20 protein-coding genes are annotated in these 20,342 nt (G+C 40.6%); 2 read left to right on the forward strand and 18 right to left on the reverse strand.

The window, feature by feature from the left end:
* Window positions 1–8: 8 nt before the first annotated feature.
* From LOZ86_RS18865 to LOZ86_RS18950, 18 genes are all read right to left on the reverse strand, one after another.
* Complete coding sequence (locus tag LOZ86_RS18865) at window positions 9–425, reverse strand: hypothetical protein (protein ID WP_146754369.1); 417 nt, start codon at window positions 423–425, stop codon at window positions 9–11.
* Complete coding sequence (locus LOZ86_RS18870; RefSeq protein WP_052012024.1) at window positions 406–1,566, reverse strand: IpaD/SipD/SspD family type III secretion system needle tip protein; 1,161 nt, start codon at window positions 1,564–1,566, stop codon at window positions 406–408. Before LOZ86_RS18870 ends, LOZ86_RS18865 begins: the two co-directional genes overlap by 20 nt.
* A gap of 130 nt (window positions 1,567–1,696) precedes the next feature.
* Window positions 1,697–2,944: an IpaC/SipC family type III secretion system effector gene (locus LOZ86_RS18875; protein WP_161546661.1), complete on the reverse strand. Its 1,248-nt coding sequence runs from the start codon at window positions 2,942–2,944 to the stop codon at window positions 1,697–1,699.
* 99 nt (window positions 2,945–3,043) lie between these two features.
* Window positions 3,044–4,945 (reverse strand): type III secretion system translocon subunit SseC family protein, encoded by a 1,902-nt coding sequence (sctE, locus tag LOZ86_RS18880; RefSeq protein WP_230242620.1) that lies wholly within the window; start codon window positions 4,943–4,945, stop codon window positions 3,044–3,046.
* A gap of 20 nt (window positions 4,946–4,965) precedes the next feature.
* On the reverse strand, window positions 4,966–5,481 hold the full coding sequence (gene sicA / locus LOZ86_RS18885) for a type III secretion system translocator chaperone SicA (RefSeq protein WP_039481697.1): 516 nt from the start codon (window positions 5,479–5,481) through the stop codon (window positions 4,966–4,968).
* A 107-nt stretch (window positions 5,482–5,588) separates the two neighbouring features.
* Window positions 5,589–6,752, reverse strand: coding sequence for an EscU/YscU/HrcU family type III secretion system export apparatus switch protein (locus LOZ86_RS18890; RefSeq protein WP_165707524.1), 1,164 nt, complete (start codon window positions 6,750–6,752; stop codon window positions 5,589–5,591).
* 15 nt (window positions 6,753–6,767) lie between these two features.
* On the reverse strand, window positions 6,768–7,532 hold the full coding sequence (sctT, locus tag LOZ86_RS18895) for a type III secretion system export apparatus subunit SctT (RefSeq protein ID WP_161546663.1): 765 nt from the start codon (window positions 7,530–7,532) through the stop codon (window positions 6,768–6,770).
* Between the two features lie 12 nt (window positions 7,533–7,544).
* The gene (sctS, locus tag LOZ86_RS18900) at window positions 7,545–7,799 is read right to left on the reverse strand and encodes a type III secretion system export apparatus subunit SctS (RefSeq protein WP_039481701.1); all 255 of its coding nucleotides are present in this window, start codon (window positions 7,797–7,799) and stop codon (window positions 7,545–7,547) included.
* Window positions 7,796–8,467, reverse strand: coding sequence for an EscR/YscR/HrcR family type III secretion system export apparatus protein (locus LOZ86_RS18905; protein ID WP_039481703.1), 672 nt, complete (start codon window positions 8,465–8,467; stop codon window positions 7,796–7,798). The genes sctS and LOZ86_RS18905 overlap by 4 nt, the downstream gene beginning before the upstream one ends.
* The gene (locus LOZ86_RS18910) at window positions 8,460–9,380 is read right to left on the reverse strand and encodes a FliM/FliN family flagellar motor switch protein (protein WP_161546664.1); all 921 of its coding nucleotides are present in this window, start codon (window positions 9,378–9,380) and stop codon (window positions 8,460–8,462) included. Before LOZ86_RS18910 ends, LOZ86_RS18905 begins: the two co-directional genes overlap by 8 nt.
* Entirely contained in the window at window positions 9,377–10,336 is a 960-nt protein-coding gene (locus tag LOZ86_RS18915; protein WP_052012025.1) for a SpaN/EivJ family type III secretion system needle length determinant, read from the reverse strand. The genes LOZ86_RS18910 and LOZ86_RS18915 overlap by 4 nt, the downstream gene beginning before the upstream one ends.
* Window positions 10,317–10,742: a type III secretion system protein gene (locus tag LOZ86_RS18920; protein WP_230242622.1), complete on the reverse strand. Its 426-nt coding sequence runs from the start codon at window positions 10,740–10,742 to the stop codon at window positions 10,317–10,319. Before LOZ86_RS18920 ends, LOZ86_RS18915 begins: the two co-directional genes overlap by 20 nt.
* Before the next feature lie 19 nt (window positions 10,743–10,761).
* Window positions 10,762–12,057, reverse strand: a complete 1,296-nt coding sequence (gene sctN, locus LOZ86_RS18925; protein ID WP_039481710.1) for a type III secretion system ATPase SctN — start codon at window positions 12,055–12,057, stop codon at window positions 10,762–10,764.
* Between the two features lie 18 nt (window positions 12,058–12,075).
* The gene (locus LOZ86_RS18930; protein ID WP_039481712.1) at window positions 12,076–12,483 is read right to left on the reverse strand and encodes an InvB/SpaK family type III secretion system chaperone; all 408 of its coding nucleotides are present in this window, start codon (window positions 12,481–12,483) and stop codon (window positions 12,076–12,078) included.
* A gap of 14 nt (window positions 12,484–12,497) precedes the next feature.
* Entirely contained in the window at window positions 12,498–14,549 is a 2,052-nt protein-coding gene (locus LOZ86_RS18935) for an EscV/YscV/HrcV family type III secretion system export apparatus protein (protein WP_039482445.1), read from the reverse strand.
* A 48-nt stretch (window positions 14,550–14,597) separates the two neighbouring features.
* The gene (locus tag LOZ86_RS18940; protein ID WP_111778547.1) at window positions 14,598–15,722 is read right to left on the reverse strand and encodes an HrpJ domain-containing protein; all 1,125 of its coding nucleotides are present in this window, start codon (window positions 15,720–15,722) and stop codon (window positions 14,598–14,600) included.
* A 15-nt stretch (window positions 15,723–15,737) separates the two neighbouring features.
* Window positions 15,738–17,507: a type III secretion system outer membrane ring subunit SctC gene (sctC, locus tag LOZ86_RS18945; RefSeq protein ID WP_111778546.1), complete on the reverse strand. Its 1,770-nt coding sequence runs from the start codon at window positions 17,505–17,507 to the stop codon at window positions 15,738–15,740.
* Window positions 17,500–18,354, reverse strand: coding sequence for a helix-turn-helix domain-containing protein (locus tag LOZ86_RS18950; protein WP_230242624.1), 855 nt, complete (start codon window positions 18,352–18,354; stop codon window positions 17,500–17,502). The genes sctC and LOZ86_RS18950 overlap by 8 nt, the downstream gene beginning before the upstream one ends.
* Window positions 18,355–18,776: 422 nt before the next feature.
* Here LOZ86_RS18950 and LOZ86_RS18955 point away from each other — a divergent pair, with 422 nt between their 5' ends.
* Both LOZ86_RS18955 and sctF read left to right on the forward strand, forming a co-directional pair.
* Window positions 18,777–20,066 (forward strand): PrgH/EprH family type III secretion apparatus protein, encoded by a 1,290-nt coding sequence (locus LOZ86_RS18955; RefSeq protein WP_161546665.1) that lies wholly within the window; start codon window positions 18,777–18,779, stop codon window positions 20,064–20,066.
* Window positions 20,059–20,325 carry a type III secretion system needle filament subunit SctF gene (gene sctF, locus LOZ86_RS18960; RefSeq protein WP_039481722.1) on the forward strand — a complete coding sequence of 89 codons (267 nt, stop codon included), beginning with the start codon at window positions 20,059–20,061 and terminating at the stop codon, window positions 20,323–20,325. Before LOZ86_RS18955 ends, sctF begins: the two co-directional genes overlap by 8 nt.
* The last annotated feature ends 17 nt before the right edge of the window (window positions 20,326–20,342 follow it).

Consider the following 20,342-nt stretch of genomic DNA (forward strand, 5'->3'; position numbering starts at 1 on the left):
AAAGCTCCTTAATTATCTTTCTTAAAACATGAGAAACAAGATGTGAAGAAGGAAGCCACTCCCCCCTTATCTAAATCAGGAGAAGAAGATGTTTCTCTATCAACGCTTGCTGACAATGTAGGAACACGAATGCCGGTAGGAGAACCAACAGATTCACACTTATGCACTTGCTCCGAACTAGTACTCACTCTGCGGATATTTTGACTAATTGACCCCCAATAATCACTCGAGGAGCGAGCACCTATTACAGGAGAAGGGGTATTACTTGATTGAGCATAATGACCAGAAACACCATTGTAATCATTGAAATGATTGGTAACAGTGAAATTAGCATCGCGATAAGCTGTTCCAGTTCCGATAGTCATAAATATTCTCTCCGTTTTTAAATTTTTATAAAAAATATTATTACAACGACTTGAAAACATCCTTCGCGCTTTCACCTAATGAACTGATCGTACCGCTTAGTGCCTTATTCAAATTATCAAATATGCTGTTTGCCTGGCTGTAGCGTTGAGCAAATGACTGCATATTACTTTGTAATGCACTGCCGGAAGAATTAAAAGTGGCAAGCCAAGCCTGATAGCTGGCAGTCGAAGGATAATATCGATCATCGGTTATAGTAATATTAAGATATGATGGATAAGTATTTTTTACAGCCTTATCATACTGGTCAAGATTAAATATAATAGCCCCATCATCTTCGACATGATAAGCAGGTTCAAGCGTGGCTCTCATATCATCTTTTTCCTCCTGAGTCATTTTATCCCAGTTTTTTACGTTCCCAGCGGGAGAATGATCTTGCACATAACGATCGAAATCAGTGTATCCCTCCCTCATGCACCCCATATCAAACCCGACAGTGTTGCCATCTTCACCTGCTGATACCGCTTTAGAAGAAGCCAGTTGCACACATTTATTATATTCTTCATACATTTCGGTATACTGCAGCATTAAATCAGCATAGAAATCGACATAGTCTTCTTTGATTGCTCGAATCGCATTAGCAATGGTCGCCCACAGTTCGGCATAGCTAGTGCCCGTGGTAAACTCCCCATCACGCTTTCCATTTCCATTAACCTGTTCAAGCTCATCTTTTACTTCTGTGACTTCTGCCATATTTATTTTCGCAATGGCAATAGATAGCTGATTGTAGGCGAATGTCACCTTTGGCTTATTAAGGCTAATTTCATGTCGAATATCCTCAACCGCGCGGGCGCATTCCTTTTCAAGGTATATCGCTTTAGCTTTGAACGCAGCACCATCAGCACTGTCAGAACACTCTGCATTTTTATCAAAAGCGTCTCTCATCTTCAGTAATGCACTACCCATCTTACTACGTTTTAAAACCGGTTCACCAATATCTAAACTATGCATTTCCGGCGATTCGCCAAACGCTTTGGAACTATTTTTACTATTTGAAGATGCTAATATGGATAGCAACGTTTTCAATAAGGTACTATTAGCTATGGGCGCTGGTTCAGTGTAAGACGTAATATGAGGTTCATTCAGTCCTGTTTGAATATAAACCGGAACACTAACCTGACCAAGAGATACTGTCATGTTCATAATAAATTCCTGTCACCGTCGTTCTCAAACGATACGGCATACGTATTAAAAAACGATAGAACAATGTAATAAAGGAATGGTACAGATGAAACGGAGATAAAATCTCCGTTTCATGACGTTGGGCTACAAATTACCCCATCCGTCCTGCGATAGCGGATGCGGTGTCATTTCTACTACGCTGTACACTTTCTTGCATCTGGCGCAGTGCTGCAGCCATCTCCTCTGTTTTCTTCCCTGATTGCTGCTGCGTGTTTGATGTTTCGTTATGAACATCTTTGTCGGTACGAGCCAAGTCAGCCTCTTTGGCGTCTCTGGCACTCGCAACACGGTAGCTATCTTCAATGATGTGGTCAGTAGTTCTTAGCGTTGTATTAGCATAAACTGTGCCTGCTTGAATTTGCTGCGATTTTAGAGTGTTTTGAGAGTGAACATTACGCAGCGTGGTTGCTTCATGATTAGTCACTGGTCGTGAATGATTCATGACTGACGTCATGCCAGAATCTGCCTCGACGCCTTTACTTACCATATTGTCAGAGCTACCGATTACTGAGTTTTTGTGTTCGCCCAACTGCTTTTCTATACTAACGGCCGGTCCCAAGTTATTCTTGATTGAGTCAGATTCAGCCTTCATAGCTTTGGTTGAAACGACTGTCGTTGCAAATTGCCCAGTCATATTCAAAGCGCCGCCAGCAATAGATCCTGTCAAATTCTGCCGTGCGGCATCAATGCCATGATTTCCGCTACGGGTCGTTGACGTTACTGCATTGATCATAGACTTTGCTGAATTTTGCATCTCTGTGGATCGAAATGAAGTCAGCACCTCAATCATTTTATCCACGCAATAATTTATGTTAAGCACCAAGTGTCTGTATGCCGCAGAGACTGCGGTAATATCCGTTCCTCCTTCGACAGGAGCCGTCGAACGAGCCTGCCCATTTGGGGAAGCGCTACTCGCAGCCAATGATTCCACAACAGACCTGCTGCTCTCGCCTGTTCTATTACTTCCCTGCGTGAAATTAGCCAATAACAATGATGAAGAGAAAAAACTAGCCACGTGAGTCAAAACACGTTCAACTATATTCGCATCCTTTCCTGCCAGCAAAACATCAGATGATTTAATGACTTCCCTCGCCGCCTCTGCATTTATTTTACCAGCAACCATGGTAGGAGCGGATAGCGTAGGAATAGCGTTATCAACTACCTTATAATTATCGTTGTATGGGTTTTTTATACCAACTTCACGAATCAAAACATCAACATTCTTAGGATTTTCTCCTTTTTGGATAGCAGCCTTATTTTCTGTATTATCTGATTTATCAATTTGAACTTGATCTGGCAGAGATAAAGGACGTGAACCGCTAGTAACTTGCATATTCATAATAAAAAACCTCTTTTTATAAAAAGATATACCCACAACACTTCAACCTGCATGTATCATTGCTGCACAATGAGAATGCATTAGGGTATAGATACCGTATTATCCAGCCACGACACTCATTCGTTTGGTAATATATTTACCTGCTTGCATTTGGTTATCAGCAACGGAAGAAATATTTTTAATAATAGCATTAGCACTTTCCAGGCGCTTGCTGTAGTTATCCACCAAGCGATCCATCATTTCATTTAGCATACGCTGTAGCATAATATTATTCAGGATACTTGCCTTTATTTTTGCCGCATTAACCACCATATTTGCAGCAACAATATTTCCTGTAGTCTGTATCGAAGTATTGGCAAGCGAAGCGATAGTTTTTGTCATATTCATGCGTACAGACCACTGCCCCATTTTGACCGAATCCATGCCAACCGCACGCCCAATTCCCCCACTCATTTTTTTAATCGTGTCGCCGACCACATTATTCATCATTTTTTGCATCGTGCTCTGAATGGCTTTTTTAGCAACATCACCACCAAGTTTTTTCATGACGACATCACCAAGTTTACTTGCCGCACTCCCTGCGAGCATCACTGCACCAATCAATATCACCGCTGCACTAATCGCTCCTATAATCTGCCCTATAAGTTCAGATGTGTTTTTATCAAGACCGAGCGATTCAAGAGCTTTAGCATATATTTGAGCCAGAAACTCCATCAATGGCTTTATAATATGATCCATTAAAGGCTTCAGTGCAGCCTGCATGAAGGAGTACCCGTCATTAACAGCCTGGCATATTTCATCCCCAATCGCTAACGCTAGCCCTACAGCCGCGATTGCCAGAGATGCCCCGCCCGTAAAAGCGGCACCAATAAAGCCCACAGCAGTAATCGCCCAGCCTAAAACTTTGGCAATGCACCCCAGAGTTTTTTGCAGTTCCTCAGCTTTACGTACCTGCGCGTCGTATTCTTTTGCCTTTTTTTCCGCATCTTTAGCAGCAGCTTCAGCGAGTTTCATCTTCAAATCAGCCGCTGCGTTAAGCTCTTCGTCTGCGCTCTTGCTGAGCAGCTGAGAAATCAGAGCCATTAGAAATGTGAGGCTTTTCGTGTTTTCATCACGTTGTTTACGCTGAGCTTCAACGACAGAGTGCTGCTGTGGAGAAAGAGAACTCACCATAGCGTTAGACTTAGCCTGTGTCGCATTGAGTTCCGCACGAGACGCATTTTCCGCTTTAATTGCAGCAGCGAGTGGACCAGCAACGAAATTTTCATGCGCAGATTTTGCATTAATCAAATTAGCCTGAGCCAGCGCTACCGCGGTTCTGGCTTCATCAATTTGCTGTTCTAGTTCTGGAGAAACTGGATTCTGCTCTGCAGCCTGACGTTCAAGTTCGCTCAATGTACTCTGCGCTTTATTCAATGAGGATTGCGCACTGTTAACATCCTTCTCTAGCTTATTTGCCTGATTTTGTGATGTTTTTAAGGAATCAGCATTTTCAGCCCACTGAGTCCCCTGTGCTTCAAGCGTCGTGACCAGTTCAGAATACGCACTTTCCATTCCCGCCATCATGGCATTATAGCTGTGGACTTGCGCATTCAGTTTTGCAATTGAGCTGTCATTGGTAAGCTGAGCTATTTTTCCTAACAACGCATTCATTTCAGCAGAGGCGCTGAGGCGTTTATCTGCACGAATATTTTTATCACTCTTGTTGACCTCCTCGCTTCCTTGCAGCAACCTCAGTTGAGGAATATCTTGTTGAGCAAGATCTGCTCTTTCGCCGTTGCCACTCATTGCGAGATGCGTATTCTGCAACACCTTCATTAGCTGCTCAGGCTGTAGTACCTGAATGGCTCCTTTGATTTGACCTAATTGGGAATGACTTTTTAATGCCGAATTTCCAAAACGCTTCGTCAGATCACTCTGTCTTTTTAGCTCCGCTTGGCTAGCCTCTGAGCTTCCCTTGATGTGATCGAACGTTCCAAAGCCATCAAGCTGCATATTCATTACTAATCCTCACTTATCATTTATTTCTCAGAGCCATCGACCTCTTCGTCATTACTCATTTCATTTAACGCTAGTAGGTAATTCTGAGATCTTTCATTCAGCACAGGGTCGTTGCATCTATCAACAACAATTTCAAAACACTTCTTAGCTTGTATCGAATGACGCATCATCAGATTACACTGACCAGCATAGAACATAGGTCGGTAGTCATTTTCTGATAACGTATAAGACAAAGCATAGAAATCAATCGCCTTGGGGTAATTACCTTTCAACTGATATACTGCGGCTAACCCCATTGCATAGTCAGGATTATAGAAATCATAAATGCACAAAAAGCGGAAAAGCGACTCAGCATCATTTAATTTCCCATGGTGATAAAAGTCATAAGCTAGTTTATAAATACCGCTCATCGTTTCATGGGAAACATCATGAACGTTTTTTAAGGTTGCTCCACTCTGAATGGCATCTATAATACCAATTGAGTAATCATAGACTTCATCATCATCGGAGGTATCTGTTATATTTTCATTAATCATTCTTGCCTCTACACCGTTAATTCAACTTCCCAAATCAAATACAAACAGTGAAATCTATCAAAATCTTACTGTTCAATACCGATATTTAATATCAAAAAACCGCACAATTAAGAGGTTTTCGTTTCTGGCAATGGCTCAACCTGTTCTGGTACATGAGTATTATCTTCTGTAGCATCTTCTGTAGCATCTTCTGTAGCATCTTCTGTAGCATCTTCTGTAGCATCTTCTGGCAGAACCATCCCAGCCGCTTCAACCTGTCGCAACCAAATGAGTATATCCATGACTTCCATTAACACATCATCATTCAGTGAAATAAAGCTGTACTTCCGATAAGAATGGTAAATTCTTCTTGTCATTAAAATATGGCGAACAACCGGCACACCTATTTTCTCCGCATAGGCAATGGCAGCTCTCGCTTTCATATTTGTACTACGAAGAGCGATAAACGGGAGCATAGCAACTTCTGGATTAAAATAAATGCCAATCGCGATATGTGTCGGGTTAGCAAGCACAACTTCAGAGTTTCTAATTGCCGCCATCTCCTCACCTGAAAGAATTTCTTCATGAATCCGGCGTCTGGCGCTCTTAATTTCAGGATTACCATCATTTTCTTTATGTTCTTGTTTGACCTCATGCTTATCCATTTTTATATCGCGAAAATGAATAAAATATTCAGCAATAAAATCAGCAACCAAAATGAACAAAGCCCAGGCAATAAAAACTAGCACTGCTTTAAACGCCAGCGAAACCCATACGCTGACCAGTTGAGGGATATTACCATTATAGATGTTTAAAGCTTGCTTGATATCATTATTTACTAAGCTGTAACAAGTACAGATAAACACAATAAGATAGCAGATGGACTTAACAAACTCTTTGATTGTTCTAACATTAAAAATCTTCTTCACACCCTCTACGGGGTTCAATGCTTTAAAATTCAGCTTTATTGCTTTTGTCGCAATAGAAAATCGGGTTTGCAATAAAGTCATCCCTGCCCCAACTAATATACAAACAACGATAAAGGGCAGCGTAATATGTAAAAAAACAAGCAAGAGTTCAATTAGAAAATCATTTATACTCATGTCAGCGTTGTGTAACAACGCCATATAATAAAGAGAAAAAAAACGACCAAAATCGATAGCATGGGAGAGGAAATAGATCCCGACCAACAAAATAGCTGTGGTGACAAGATCTTTACTTTTAAATGTTTGCCCTTTCTTTGCCGAGTCTTTACGACGTTTATTCGTTGGTTTTTCTGTTTTTTCAGCCATCGTCGCGGCTCCCTATCAGGATAAAAAGTGCTGAAACATCGTCACAGAAAACATCTTCAAGGGTTTTTCTGATAGCGCTTGAAAGCCGTAGAGCAAAAAAACAGTAAAAGCGATGAAACTTTTGATAGTTAGTGACAGTGAAAACGAATTGAGCTGGGGACAATAGCGCGCAAAAACACCAAGTAAAATTTCCGCTATCATTAATATAATCAACACTGGTGCAGCCAACATAATACTGCTCTGTACCAAAACCATCAGTAAATTCCCCGCCTCCATCCAGTTAAAGTCTTTAAGCTCACTACCACGCGGAAAAACACGATAACTTTGTGCCATCGCTTCCATCAACAAACGCATGCCATTCTGAGCAAAGAAGATCGCGCCGAATGCAAAGTTCAGAAAGCCAGACAACACAGAGCTTTGCACACCATTAACTGGATCGATACTGTCGCTAATCGTTGCACCACGTTGGTTATCAAGAATTTCCCCCAAACCAATCACAACCCAAAAAGGTAAGCATAAGCACATAGCTAAAATTAAGCCAACGACGCACTCTTTCACCAAAATAACTAGCAAGCCTTGTTCTGGTGAAACAAGCTGCTCAAAGCAAGGCCATAAGCCAATAATGGTAAGAGAAATTATCACGTTCTTAATTATCAGATGTGACAATACGCGCTCCCCTAATATTGGCAACATGTAGAAAACTATCGCCAACCGCGCATAAGCCACAGCAAAAATGAGAATATTGTGCTGAAAATTAAGGTAGAATGCAGCAAACAGCATAATTTTATCGTTTCATCGAAACGCCATATAAAAAACATTGGTTGTGAAATTAATCATTTCAGCAGAAAACCACTCAATTAACATAAAAATACTGGCAAACACAGCCAACATTTTCAAACCAAATGGCAACGTTTGCTCCTGTATTTGCATTACTGTCTGAAAAAGCCCGACGATAATACCAACGACCGTAGCAAAAGCGATAGGAACTGCAGTTAGCTTTAATACAACAAGCATAGCCGAGTTTCCGATAAATAAAATATTATTCATGATATCATCAAGTCAGTGTATTGTGAAATTAACCCCTTGGTTAACAGACTCCAACCATTCATTGCAACAAAGAGAATCAATTTTATAGGAATTGATATTGTCACTGGGCTCATCATCATCATTCCCAGAGCCAATAATATACTAGACACCACCATGTCAATAACCACAAAAGGAACATAGAGATAAAAAGCAATTTTAAAAGCACTTTGTATTTCACTTAATGCGTAGGCAGGCATTAGCGTCATGATCGGTAAAGCACTTAATTCGTGATCATCAATCTCTGGTTCAGGAAGCGCTTCATTTCTCTGTTGTACTTTATTGAAAAAACGAATCAGATCGTGATCAGAATAACGCACCAAATACTCCCGATAGCTCCCCAACCCTTGATCGACCAGTTGTGTAACTGAGCGGCTATCATTAAAATCAATATGATTAGTTTCGATATAATTAGAAACACGCTGACAAATTGGCATCATAACAAATGCCGTTAGGATAAGTGCTACGCCATTTAAGGTTAACGTAGAAGGCACTTGTTGAATACCAAGTGCGTTACGCACCATAACTAATACAATGGAAAATTTAATGAAGCAGGTTCCTCCTGCAATAAGAAAGGGTAGCAGTGTAAAAAAAGATAATAATGCGATTAAAGAAATATCATTGTTAAACATCTGAGCAACTCGTTTCGCCACCTGAAAAGTTACCAAGTTGATAAATCTCAACGGCTAGCGCACCATTTTCCAGCGCAATTAATTCTCCATGAGCAAAATATTTTCTATTTAAATAAATTTTCACCTTTTTCTCAGCATCAGCACTGAGCGGCAGCGAGCTACCAGCTCTTATATTTTCTAAATCGGCCAATACCATGCTATGACTATCAAGAACAAATTCGATATTTACTGGAATATTTGACCAGTCAAACAACACTTCTTCTTCATCACAATAATCTTCCGAAAATTCATTCAATTGTTCTTCCACAATAACCTCTTGGCTCTGGTAACTAAAACGAAATGCTCTTTTCCCCCCGATAGTTAACACAGGGGAGTAATGCTTAATCAGTAATAAATCCCCAGCGGTAGCCCCCATTAACACAGAGAGCGATAACTGGCTATGGCCTAGCACATATTGCAATGTAAAAGGGAGAGCTTTCACCCATAACGACTTAATATCCCCTTCTGCATACCCACTTGGCCAAGTAAGACACAATAGCGGGCAGGGTTGGGTAGGCAAAGAGAGTAATTTCTCTGGCAGCGGAAGCATCGGCAAGGTTAAATGGCGTACATACCAAACTGTATTTTCTTCTAACATAAACGCTAACTGCATGGTATCTAGCCATCGAACCAAATAGTCAATCGGCACTTGCACCCAAGGAATCCCCGGCAGTTGTGCATTCATCTCCCGCAACCACAGATCAACATCCAGGAAAGCTTCTGCTTCCACACCTTGCTCATTGTGCAGTAGCACATGCAGGTAGCGACAGTTCGGCTGCGCGGTGATGATTTTTCCCTCTGCAAACCGACTGCGGTGCTGCTCTAATACCGTCTGACCAAGGCTTTTCACGCGTAAATGGCTGCGCAGACTCATTCTTGTTCCTCATCCTGAGTATCTTGCTGCTGCTGGTGACGTTCACGCTCCTCGTTATCTTGCTCAGGTTTCAGCAGCTCTGGCGCATGACCGGATAAATGCACCATTTGCCTGGATAAAACATCAGCGGCGCGCGTATCTGAAGGTAACAGCGTAATATTCGCGTCGCGTCTTGCCTCGGTCGGAATAGAGACCTTGACTGAGTGATCGCCAGCCCAACGCTGGAAGGGATAACTGATATCGAATGAACGGCCTGCAGCATCATGTTTGCTAGCGGTGGTAGAATTTTGCACCGTTTTTTGCAACATGTTGTGCATCGAAGCACTCTGATTTTCACGACCTTTCGCAATTTCTGTAGATTGTGTCAGTGTCTGTAATTCCGCAAAAGACAAGTGTGCATTCGTTATAGCCGCATTAGCTGCTGTAGTATCAGGTACTGATTTTTTCTGCTCCATAGCCGATTTGCCATTCAAAACTTGTGGAGCGGGCGACACACTCTGCATCAACGAGACATAGGAATGGCTTGTATTATTTTTACTGATACCGATACTGCTATTATCGGTATTGAGCTTGTCACTATTTTGTCCCGAAGATAAAGCTCCAGCTAGCGCGGAGCCATTGGCTTTCACTGCCGCCAGAATAAACATACGGCGTAGATGCTCACCACTGGAATTGGTGGCTAACCATTCTGTCGCACCGGGCAAATTTTTTGCTGCATGAGGGCGTTTTCTCACATTATCTTCTATGGAGGAATAGCCTCCACCATGAACCTGGCTTTTACTATCCGGCAGTTGGATATGACGTGCTACGCCAGCAGAAACCGCTAATATTTCATCCTTCCTTCCCCTTTTCTTTTTATAGACTTGCTCGACAAAAGCATCTTTATCTAAAGGCATATCAGTGTAAATATCGCTTTCACACTTAACTATCGGTGTTTCAAAAAGCCTGTCTACCATAGCCGGCTATCTCCTGAATGTCATTTTCGATATTATTTTCACTACGGCGTAAATACTCACGACGGACCCGTTTTAAGTAGAAGGAAAGCTTGTAATGCCTTTTATCCAGCACTGTCATTGCAGCGCGGTACTGATGAAGTTCTCTCTCTGTAGTACCTTGTTCGTCTTCAAGCTGTTTTATTTTTTGAATAATGAATTGTTGCCTATTTAATAAAGCACCTTGGCGCCGAATTCCTGCATAAATATCGTCCCGACTGACCAAACCAAAAGGCGTGAGGCTTTTCATTTGTTGGTCAATAGACATACTCTCTTGCTGGTTCTGAACAATAAGCGACTTTATTTGTGAAAGACAATTTTCAGCTTTCGTAATATTACCGTGTAAAATATCCTGCTTATGCTCAAGCATTTGTACGAACCCGCGTCCTCTACGCCACACATTCATACAATTTCTCCAGACAGACCTGTATTGCTGCTTTCTCTGTTAAGGGTTGCTTTAAGAACATTTCCATTTCACTCTTCTTATCAAAGGCCACATCGTTGGCTTTATTTTCACCACTACGGTATTCACCGAGGTCGATATAAAGTTGCATATCACGTTGACGCACCAGCAGCTCCCGGAACTGCATCGCCAATTGCTGATGTTTACCTTCTGTGACCTGAGGGAATACCCGGCTAATGCTCTGTAGCACATCAATAGCGGGGTAATGGCCTTTTGCCGCCAATTTCTGACTCAGATAGATATGACCATCCAGAATAGAGCGAACTTCATCACCAATAACATCCGGCTCTTCTTCATTTTCTATCAGTACAGTATAAAAAGCGGTAATTGAACCTGTCAGAAAACGCCCTGGACGTTCTAGCAATTTTGGTAATGCCTCAAAAACAGAAGCCGGATAACCACGCCGTGCTGGCAGTTCCCCCATACTCAGTGCCACATCTCGCAGGGCGCGAGCATAACGGGTGATCGAATCAACAAATAGCAACACATTTTTGCCCTGCTCGCTAAAAAATTCAGCGATGGTAGAAGCAACTTGCGCGGCATTACAACGTTCGACACAGGAACGGTCAGAAGTCGCATACACCAAAATGATTTGTGACCGCTTGGCAGAATGGCTAAGCGTTTCAACAAATTCGGTCACTTCGCGACCACGCTCACCGATCAGCCCGATGACATAGACATCCGCTTCAGAATGCTCAATAAGCATGCTCATTAAGGACGTTTTACCACATCCGGCAGCAGCAAAAATACCAATGCGTTGCCCACGACCACAGGTGAGCAAGCCATCAATAGCTCTGACACCTGTAGCCAAAGGTGTGTCGATTGGCAGTCTTTGAGTAAAATCACGCGGCATCCCGCAGGCTTCAAGGCTCTTACCACCAATGAGTGGCATGACTGGATTCTCATCCAGGCGCCCACGGATATTTCCCGTCGCATCAATGATCGCACCAGCCATGCTTTCATGAACTTCTATACGAAATGGCTTACCAGTAGGCAACAGCATATTATTCCGAGAGAAACCTTGGTTATCAGTAAGTAAACTTAATAAGGTATGTTCCTTATTAAAACCAATCACCTGAGCAAAACCCAGTACTTCAGGTTCAAGTATGGATTTTTGAATTTCGCATATCTCGCCAATTCGCGTACTGGGAAGGTGTGCTTCAATAATATTTCCCTGAATACGCAATGGATGAGCTAGATGAACAAGACACAGCGCGACCATATTGCTAAACCTCAGTAACTAAATTAATACTCTACGATAGTCCTGCATAATTGACAGGTAATGATTCAACATCTCCATAAATGCATCAGAAGATGTTAGAGATGGCTCTTTTACCTGTGCACGTAGTTCTAAAATCCCGTCGATGGGATATAAGCAAGGTTGCCCAGCATAAAATATGCTTTCATTATAATCCAACATCAAAGGAAAGAGATTGGCACTACAATAAGATAATGAGGAAATATTGTAGTCACAAAGTTTTGCCCAAACCCAAACTTCATCATCTTCACTTTTAATATGAATAGTAGGAATATCATCTTTCATATTAAGAGAGATAGTCGAATGGTTGCTTAACCCCGCCTCCAGTATGTCTTCAACACCAGCATTATTTAACATTTCGGAAATCAACGCTACAACATCATGTTTCATTTAACTACCTCTAATTAGCTTTCAAGGGAACTGATAACATCAACATCTACGCCAGCAGAAATTTCACCAAAAGAAATCACTTCCATTTCTGGGTAGCTCCCTTCAATAATTTTCTTTACAAACCGACGGATATCAAGCGAAACCATCAGAACAATATCTCTAGCATTGATGCCATTAGTTTTGATGCTCTCTTCAAGGCTACTAATTATATTTTCTGTCTCTGGGGGAGATAAATTAATAAACGTCCCACCAGATGTCTGACGTATTCCACCACGTACCGTACTTTCCATATCATGAGACATGACTAGCGTTCTGATACGACCATTAACGGCAAAGCGATTTGAAATATAGCGCGATAATCCCCCTCTCACATGCTCAGTAAGCATAATTGGATCTTTTTCCTTAGGCGCCCACTGCACTAATGCTTCAAGAATCAACCGCATATTCCTGATAGAAATACGTTCCTGCAACAATCGTTGAAAAACTTCAGTGATACGTTGAACCGTATTATTTCGATAACATTCCTTTAACAACTCCGGATATTTTAATTCCAGATCATCTAATAATGTTTTCGCTTCTTGAATACCAAAAAACTCAGAAATATTATGTACCAGCAAGGTAGAAACACAGACATAAAATTCATCGATTGCATTGCGGGTGTAGTAACCGAGTTGATGAATTTTCTCACACCGTGAGTCTGGAATCCAATAGGCATATCCTTGGGGAACCTCTATCATTTTGACACTCTTATCAAGCATCACTAACTCATCACCACGCATTAACACCTTACTCATTTCTGGGAAAATATCATATACAGAAACGGTAATTTCATTAATAGCAACACTTAACTTTCCACGTTCAGTATTTTCATCATAATTCATCAGAACATTAGGCAAACGCACGCCATATTCAACAAAAAAATTTCGTTTCAATAAAGAAGAAAAATTATTGTCCTGAAAATATTTCTCGTAACCTTTCCAAGCTGTAATAATCAACGGTATTGTTTCTGGTATATACTCGCCATCAATCATCACGGGTTTGCTCTTCGACTGACTTTTTTCTTCATCTCGCAAATCGACTGCATTCGTCTTTTTCTCTTTCTTTTCGTCTGATTTATGCTTTAAAAATATCCCCAGTAAAATAAGTGCCAGCAAAGTAAAAATGGGTAGAGGAAATCCCGGCAACAGGCCAAGTGTGAATGCCAAAAACGCAGTAATAGCCAGGATGAATTTGTTAGAGAACATATCCTGTATAATTTTCGCCCCTAGGTTATTGCTCTCGCTGTTATTTACCCTAGTAACGATCAATCCACCACTAATAGAAATCAGTAATGCAGGAATCTGAGCAACTAATGCATCACCAATCGTCAGCAGCGAATAAAGTGATAGCGCTTGAGATATGTTCATACCATTTTGTATGACACCAACAGAAATCCCTCCAATAAGGTTAACAAAAATGATAATAATACCAGCTATTGCATCTCCCTTGATAAATTTCATTGCGCCATCCAACGCACCATAGAGTTGACTCTCCGCTTCTAAATCGGAACGACGCCGTTTTACCTCATTCTCATCAATCACACCGGCTTTAAGATCTGCATCAATGCTCATCTGTTTGCCCGGCATTGCATCAAGAGAAAAGCGCGCAGCCACCTCAGCAATACGTTCGGAACCTTTAGTAATGACGATAAATTGTACAATAGTCACGATGAAGAAAATAACAAAACCAACTACCAGGTTATCCGCAATGACAAATTCACCAAAACTGGTAATAATCTCACCTGCATCTGCGTCTGCCAGAACCAATCGACTAGTACTAATAGAAATTGCCAACCGGAATATTGTACTAATCAATAATATAGAGGGAAATGTAGAGTAATCGAGGATCCTGTTAATATAAAAAGATCCTAAAAAAATGAGCAAAGACATGGTCAGATTAAGACCAATTAAAAAATCAACAAGATAGGTAGGCAATGGAATAATCAGCATTACCACAACCATAATCATCATCACCAGAATAATCAGTTCCGGTCTTGATCTAATTTGTGAAGCGAAATTTTGTAGCATTTTTACCAACACATTAATTAGCGAAAGAGATCATCAGAAAACGAATTATTATTTGTAGAAATCATTCCATATCCCTGTGTTTTTTTCTTTTTTACTTAGAAACTTCATTAACGTAGCAGTAAAATCCAGAACAACATCCCGATATTCTGGAACGGCATAGAGAAAATCCGGTGTATTATTATAAATATTTCGTAATGTTTGGATAACCATCGCACGATGCTTAATTAGAAGCAACGACATGTAATCTTGACTAAACATTTTCAACACAGATTCAAAATTCTCAAAATCAATTAAGCCCGTCATATAAAGCTTCACTATCTGTTCTTCGTCGACGATTTTCTGCTTATTTACCATCTGTTCTCGAAATGGAAATGCAATAAAATCTTCAAGCAGATTGTGATCTAACGTATGAATAGAACGCGCATAAGAAAGTTTTTTACCTAACGGACCAAATTCGTCAAAATGAATGCCTGGCTGACTCGCCTTCATATCCGCCACTAACGCGGATAGCGTAAAAGCTAATAGGCATTGGCGATTATGACAGCCATATTCATTAATCCAGCTTTGGTAGATAAGTCCTGCGGGCACATCCAACTCAAGAAAACTCAGATAGCTACTGCGTAAATCTTTTGCTGAAAGCGGCCTATCTCCCTCTGCGTTACTAAAGCGCTTGGCAATATAACCGACATTGATACCCGATTGCATTTTTTTACTATCACTGAAGTTTTCTAAATCTTTAATCGCTTCTTTAACTTTTTTCTTTCGTAGTTCCGATAACTTACGGCTAAGCAGTAATTCACGTAATGCCAGCATTAGATCGCTATCATTCGGAAAATGCCCGCGAGCAAGATTAAGTAAATTCCTTAAATCATGTGTTTTAGCAACTTGCTTAATAAGCGAGCCAAGTTTTTCATCGGCCGTATCTTCAAGCATTGAAGATACGAAATCATTATCCGCTGAATCATTTTTCCGACCAGACTTGCTAAAACGGCCAAACGCACTAATCAAATCGGCCATTTCCTGTGCCGCATTGCTCATTTCTTCTTGTAAGCTAGCCAGTGGAGCCTGTTCTGCAATCTCATCAGACACACGATGAGGCGCACGGTTAGCTGGACTTTGAGAGTTAGAGCGATGCGGTTCTACAGGCCCTACAGAACGAATAACAGGCAACATTTATTTAGCCCAGCCTTACTGTTTGTTCATATTTTCGCGAAGCATGGACACCGTTGATTTCAACGTAACTTCACTCCCTGACAGCGTGCGACCTAAAACCGAGTTATCATCATCACGTCCCTGCCACGTTTCTCCATTTACCATTAACCGTGGTTGAATAAGGAATAAACGCACCATTTTTTTATGGCTTACATAGCTATAGTCAAATAACCCTCCCAGAAAAGGAATATCACGCAGTACTGGGATTCCCAGACTATGGTATTCATCCTGATCGCGGCTGTATCCTCCAACTAATAAGCTATAACCAACGGGAACCCGTGCTTCCGTACTGATCTGAGTGTTATTAACCATAGGAATACTATCTACATTTCCAGTTTTGCCATTAATATCAATTGGCACACCACCATCCTGAATATTTAGGGTCATTTCAATTTCCTGCTGGCGTGGGGACAACCGTGGCAATACACTAATCATGGTTCCATATGTAATCTTTTCCAATGAGGAGGTTCGCTCTCCTACTAACTTGGCGTAAAAACTGCTATTATTATCAAACAGCGCGGGAACATTTTCCTGAGTCAAAATTTCCGGGCGCGAAACAACCTGTGCATTGCCTTTTTGAGCAAGGGCGGAAACATCTGCCAGAAAGTTAAAACTGTTCTCCGGAGTCAACGAACTGGTATTAAAAGTAACACCGCCATTTGATATTTTTGCGGCAGCCTGCCAACGTACACCCAATTGATTAATATCGTCTTTTGAAACATCAATAATCCACAATGAAAGCTGAATTTGCTGCTTCGGTATATCAACTGCACTAACCAAATCTTCAACAAAACTAACCTGTCGTTCTGAGCCTTGTACTAACAGGCTATTCGTAGCGGAATACGCCACAATATTGATACTATTCTCATTTGTAGGCTCATTGGAGCTTCTACTAGAAGCTTGGCTGGCAGCACCAAGTGATGGTAAAGGAGGAAAATTTCCACGCTGACTAGCAGAAGCTGTGTCTAACGCATGCTGGGTATCCGTATCAACGGTAATACGGGCAGACGCGGCGAGGCGACCGCCAGTACCGTAAGAATTATTCAGCAACTGGTTTAGTACTGTAGCAATCCCAGGTACGATCACTGGCGCATCTCGCTGCGTATAAGTACGATCGTTAACAAAAGCATTCTTTAATTTAATGACACGGATTACGCTTTCTCCTGTCCCTGGTTGAGCATAGGTCGCATCAATATACTTTGCAGCCGCTGTGATCAATTCCACATAGACAGGTGGCCCAGAAACATAAAATGACCCTGCCTGCCCATTAGAACGTAACGGAAAACGCTCATCGTAAAGACCTGAAGATTTAAGATAAGCAACCAAACGATCAAAAGGTGCATATGCTAGCCTCACCACGCTACTCTGAACTTCACTGGTGTCGTAGACGTAAATAGAGCTGCCATCATCGTACCAAATAAGTCCCGTACGTGAAGCGAGCGTACTCAGTAGCTCCCTCGGTCGACTGAGATCAAAATTTCCAGAAACCCGTTTCTTAGCCGCTTCGGAACTGGCGATTATAGGCTTATTTATCGCACCGCCTAAAACATAAAACAATTGTTGAACGCTATTATTATTGGCAACATAGATATTTTCATCTGCACGATTCGTATCAAAACGCTCTGTAGGATGTACCTGTGAATTCCCCTGTTCAATCAGCTCCGCGGAGATTTCATGACAAAATAATATTCCTACCATTACGACAAAAAAACCACATGTGCTTTTATTAAAAAATTTGCTACTCATGAAGAAAACCTTCTAATCTTTTAAATTCCCGTGGGGTAATGCCAAACAGTGACTTTATTTCACTAGAAAAATGAGAGGATGAGGCATACCCATTATCTCCAGCGACAATTGAAATAGATTTATTTTTTTCAATAAGTTGTAAAACGCTAGATGCTGCACGCCATAATCGCAATTGTTTTTTTGGCCCGCAGGAAAACGCATTGTTACAGAGCTTTCTAAAATAAGATTCAGATACACCGTAAACTTTACAGACGTTATAAAGTTTATTCACACCTCTACTTTTTTCATCACTCATCAATTGTGATAATAAAAAATAAGCTATCCAATAGCTTTCCATGTTGCGTACGAATGTAAACATACAGTCAATAAAATTTTCCCTCTGCTTCAATCTATGACTTATCAGCATATTAAAAAAATTATTTTTTTCATTTTCAACTGACGAAAAGAAGCTACGTTTAGACGCCATTGCAGCAAGGTTTTTGGTAACGTCGTTATCACTACCAGAAAGCCTGCCACATACTTTTTCTTGATAGTCTAAGAAGGAAAATAGCGTGGTTATTTGTGACATGGGAAAAATTTCAATAACCCACTCACCTTGTAATTTTAAAACCATACTATCTTGGGTTGCTAACACAGCAGAAGTGGACATACAATGTTGATGTTCATTATCCGAGTGCATAATAAAAGACAGCGCAGAGTATTTACTCATCGGCCTAGCAAACAGCAATATATCATTTACTTCCAGCACTTCATCTTTTAGGACGCTGCATGAATTCATCCCACTTCCATCAGGCTGCTGCACACTTGAATGACCGTATGGAGCTAATCTCACATTCGCCATAATCATAATTTTCACCTCACGAATTCTATTTATTCGCATACAACATGGAATAAATTATATTTTTTACAAAAAACGAAACATGCTAAAAATTTGTACCAAAGACGGAAATAAAAGCATAAACATGCGGTATTTTCCTCACTACGCACCCTAACGTTTCGCTTAATCTAACAGAAAGAAAATAGCGGTCAATTGAGTTGAGGCGTTTTTTGAAAAAATCATTTTTTTTTAAAAAAATTAAAAATAAAATCAAAAAAAATAATTTGCCCTACAAACTCGTTATGTCTATAGTATGCGGCGTGCTTTACTAAAGCTCACATTTTTTTGTTTATCAACGCATACACCGCTAATACAACCGAATGGCTCAATACATAACAAAAAAATTGAGCATAACAACAGACAGAAGAATTAAATTAAAACGGTTCATTTTTATGAATAACCAAATGAAAGAAAAAACTGACGAAATATCAGTAAGTGATATGCCATTACATAATTTTACAATAAAGTTGCTATTTGGCCCTATGTTTGGTTGCGAACTGAATGTTACCGCTGGCGATTATTTTTTGATTATCAACCCAAGTTCTACACTGCAAGGTGAAACTGCTGGGCTCTCATCGGTACAAGAACATGCCGTACACTATACATTAAATACACTGTATATTCCTTGTAGTGTTCCTTCACCAAACATAATACTACGTCTGTCACATCGGCTGGTAAATGAAGAGAAAACGGGATACCGTGTAGAGGTTCTTGATGTTTTAGGAAATAAAAGTGTACTCATTGATGAAAACGAAATATTCACGCATGAACATATCTGTTTTGCTTTTAAGCAAAGCGAAGGAATCTGGCCAGAGGACATAATAAACTATAACCGTCAGTCCACTGAGCCGAAAAATGATCATGTTTTAACTAATCATGACATCGCTAATTTTTTTAAAAAAAGAAAAAATCGAGCGATCGCTTTTGGTTTATTCCTTCTTTTTTTATTGCTAATTTCAGCCTCGGTTGTTTGGTATAAAAAAGTTGAATCTGATCGACATGTACTAACATTAAATAGCGTGCTTTCTGGTTCACCCTCACCTCTGGAAGTGGTGAAAAGTCGTGATGATAAAACTATCTTCGTTCTTGCACAGAAGCTACAAGAAATGGAATGGGCGCAAGAAGCACTATTCATCAAAATTAAAGATAACCAAAATGTCGTTCCTGTATGGCTAGCTCAACACAGAGAAGATACTGTAGCAATGTTGTACCAAGCAGGCTATCCGGTTTTACAACTTGATTACAGTACTCCCCAGCACCCTATTCTGGCAATTTACCTACCGTTATCCAAAACAGAAGAAGAAAATTTAAGATCGGTCCTCCTCCAAAAGATTCCTTTTGCCACGGACATAAGATTTATCGTTAAGAATAAAGAACAGTTATTAAAAGAAGCCAAGCTGGGTCTTGATCGGCTTCATATCGCTTATCGAAAAGTCAATACCGAGGTGGGCTATTCGCTGATAATACGTGATGCACTCAGTGACAGCGTACTAACATCTTTGAGCCAATATATAAAAAATTTTAGCAATAAATGGGGCAGCAACATAATCAATTTTTCAATCAATCTTGATGAAAATTGGTTGCAAGATAAATCCTATGTAGACTCCTCTAACGGATATCTGTTCTTGAACCCTCGCCATTGGTACTTTCCACTCAAAAAGAGAGACATAAATTATGACTGATCTAGCACACCCAAAGTTAGGGTACAACAATGATTATTTTTTAGATGATATCTCCGGAGCCTTTGAAGAAGGAGCCGAAGGTATGATGAAAGATCTAAATGCAGCACAGGAGGAACTGCAAAAAGATCCATCTAATCCAGCAGTATTAGCCAACTACCAGGCAAAATTGCAGGAATATACCCTTTTCCGTAGTGCGCAAACTAGTACAGTTAAAGCCTACAAAGACATTGGGGCTAGCATTATTCAAAACTTCCGTTAATGTTTAGGGCACAGGAA

The organism is Pectobacterium parvum, from assembly GCF_020971565.1.
Taxonomy (GTDB): Bacteria; Pseudomonadota; Gammaproteobacteria; order Enterobacterales; family Enterobacteriaceae; genus Pectobacterium; species Pectobacterium polare.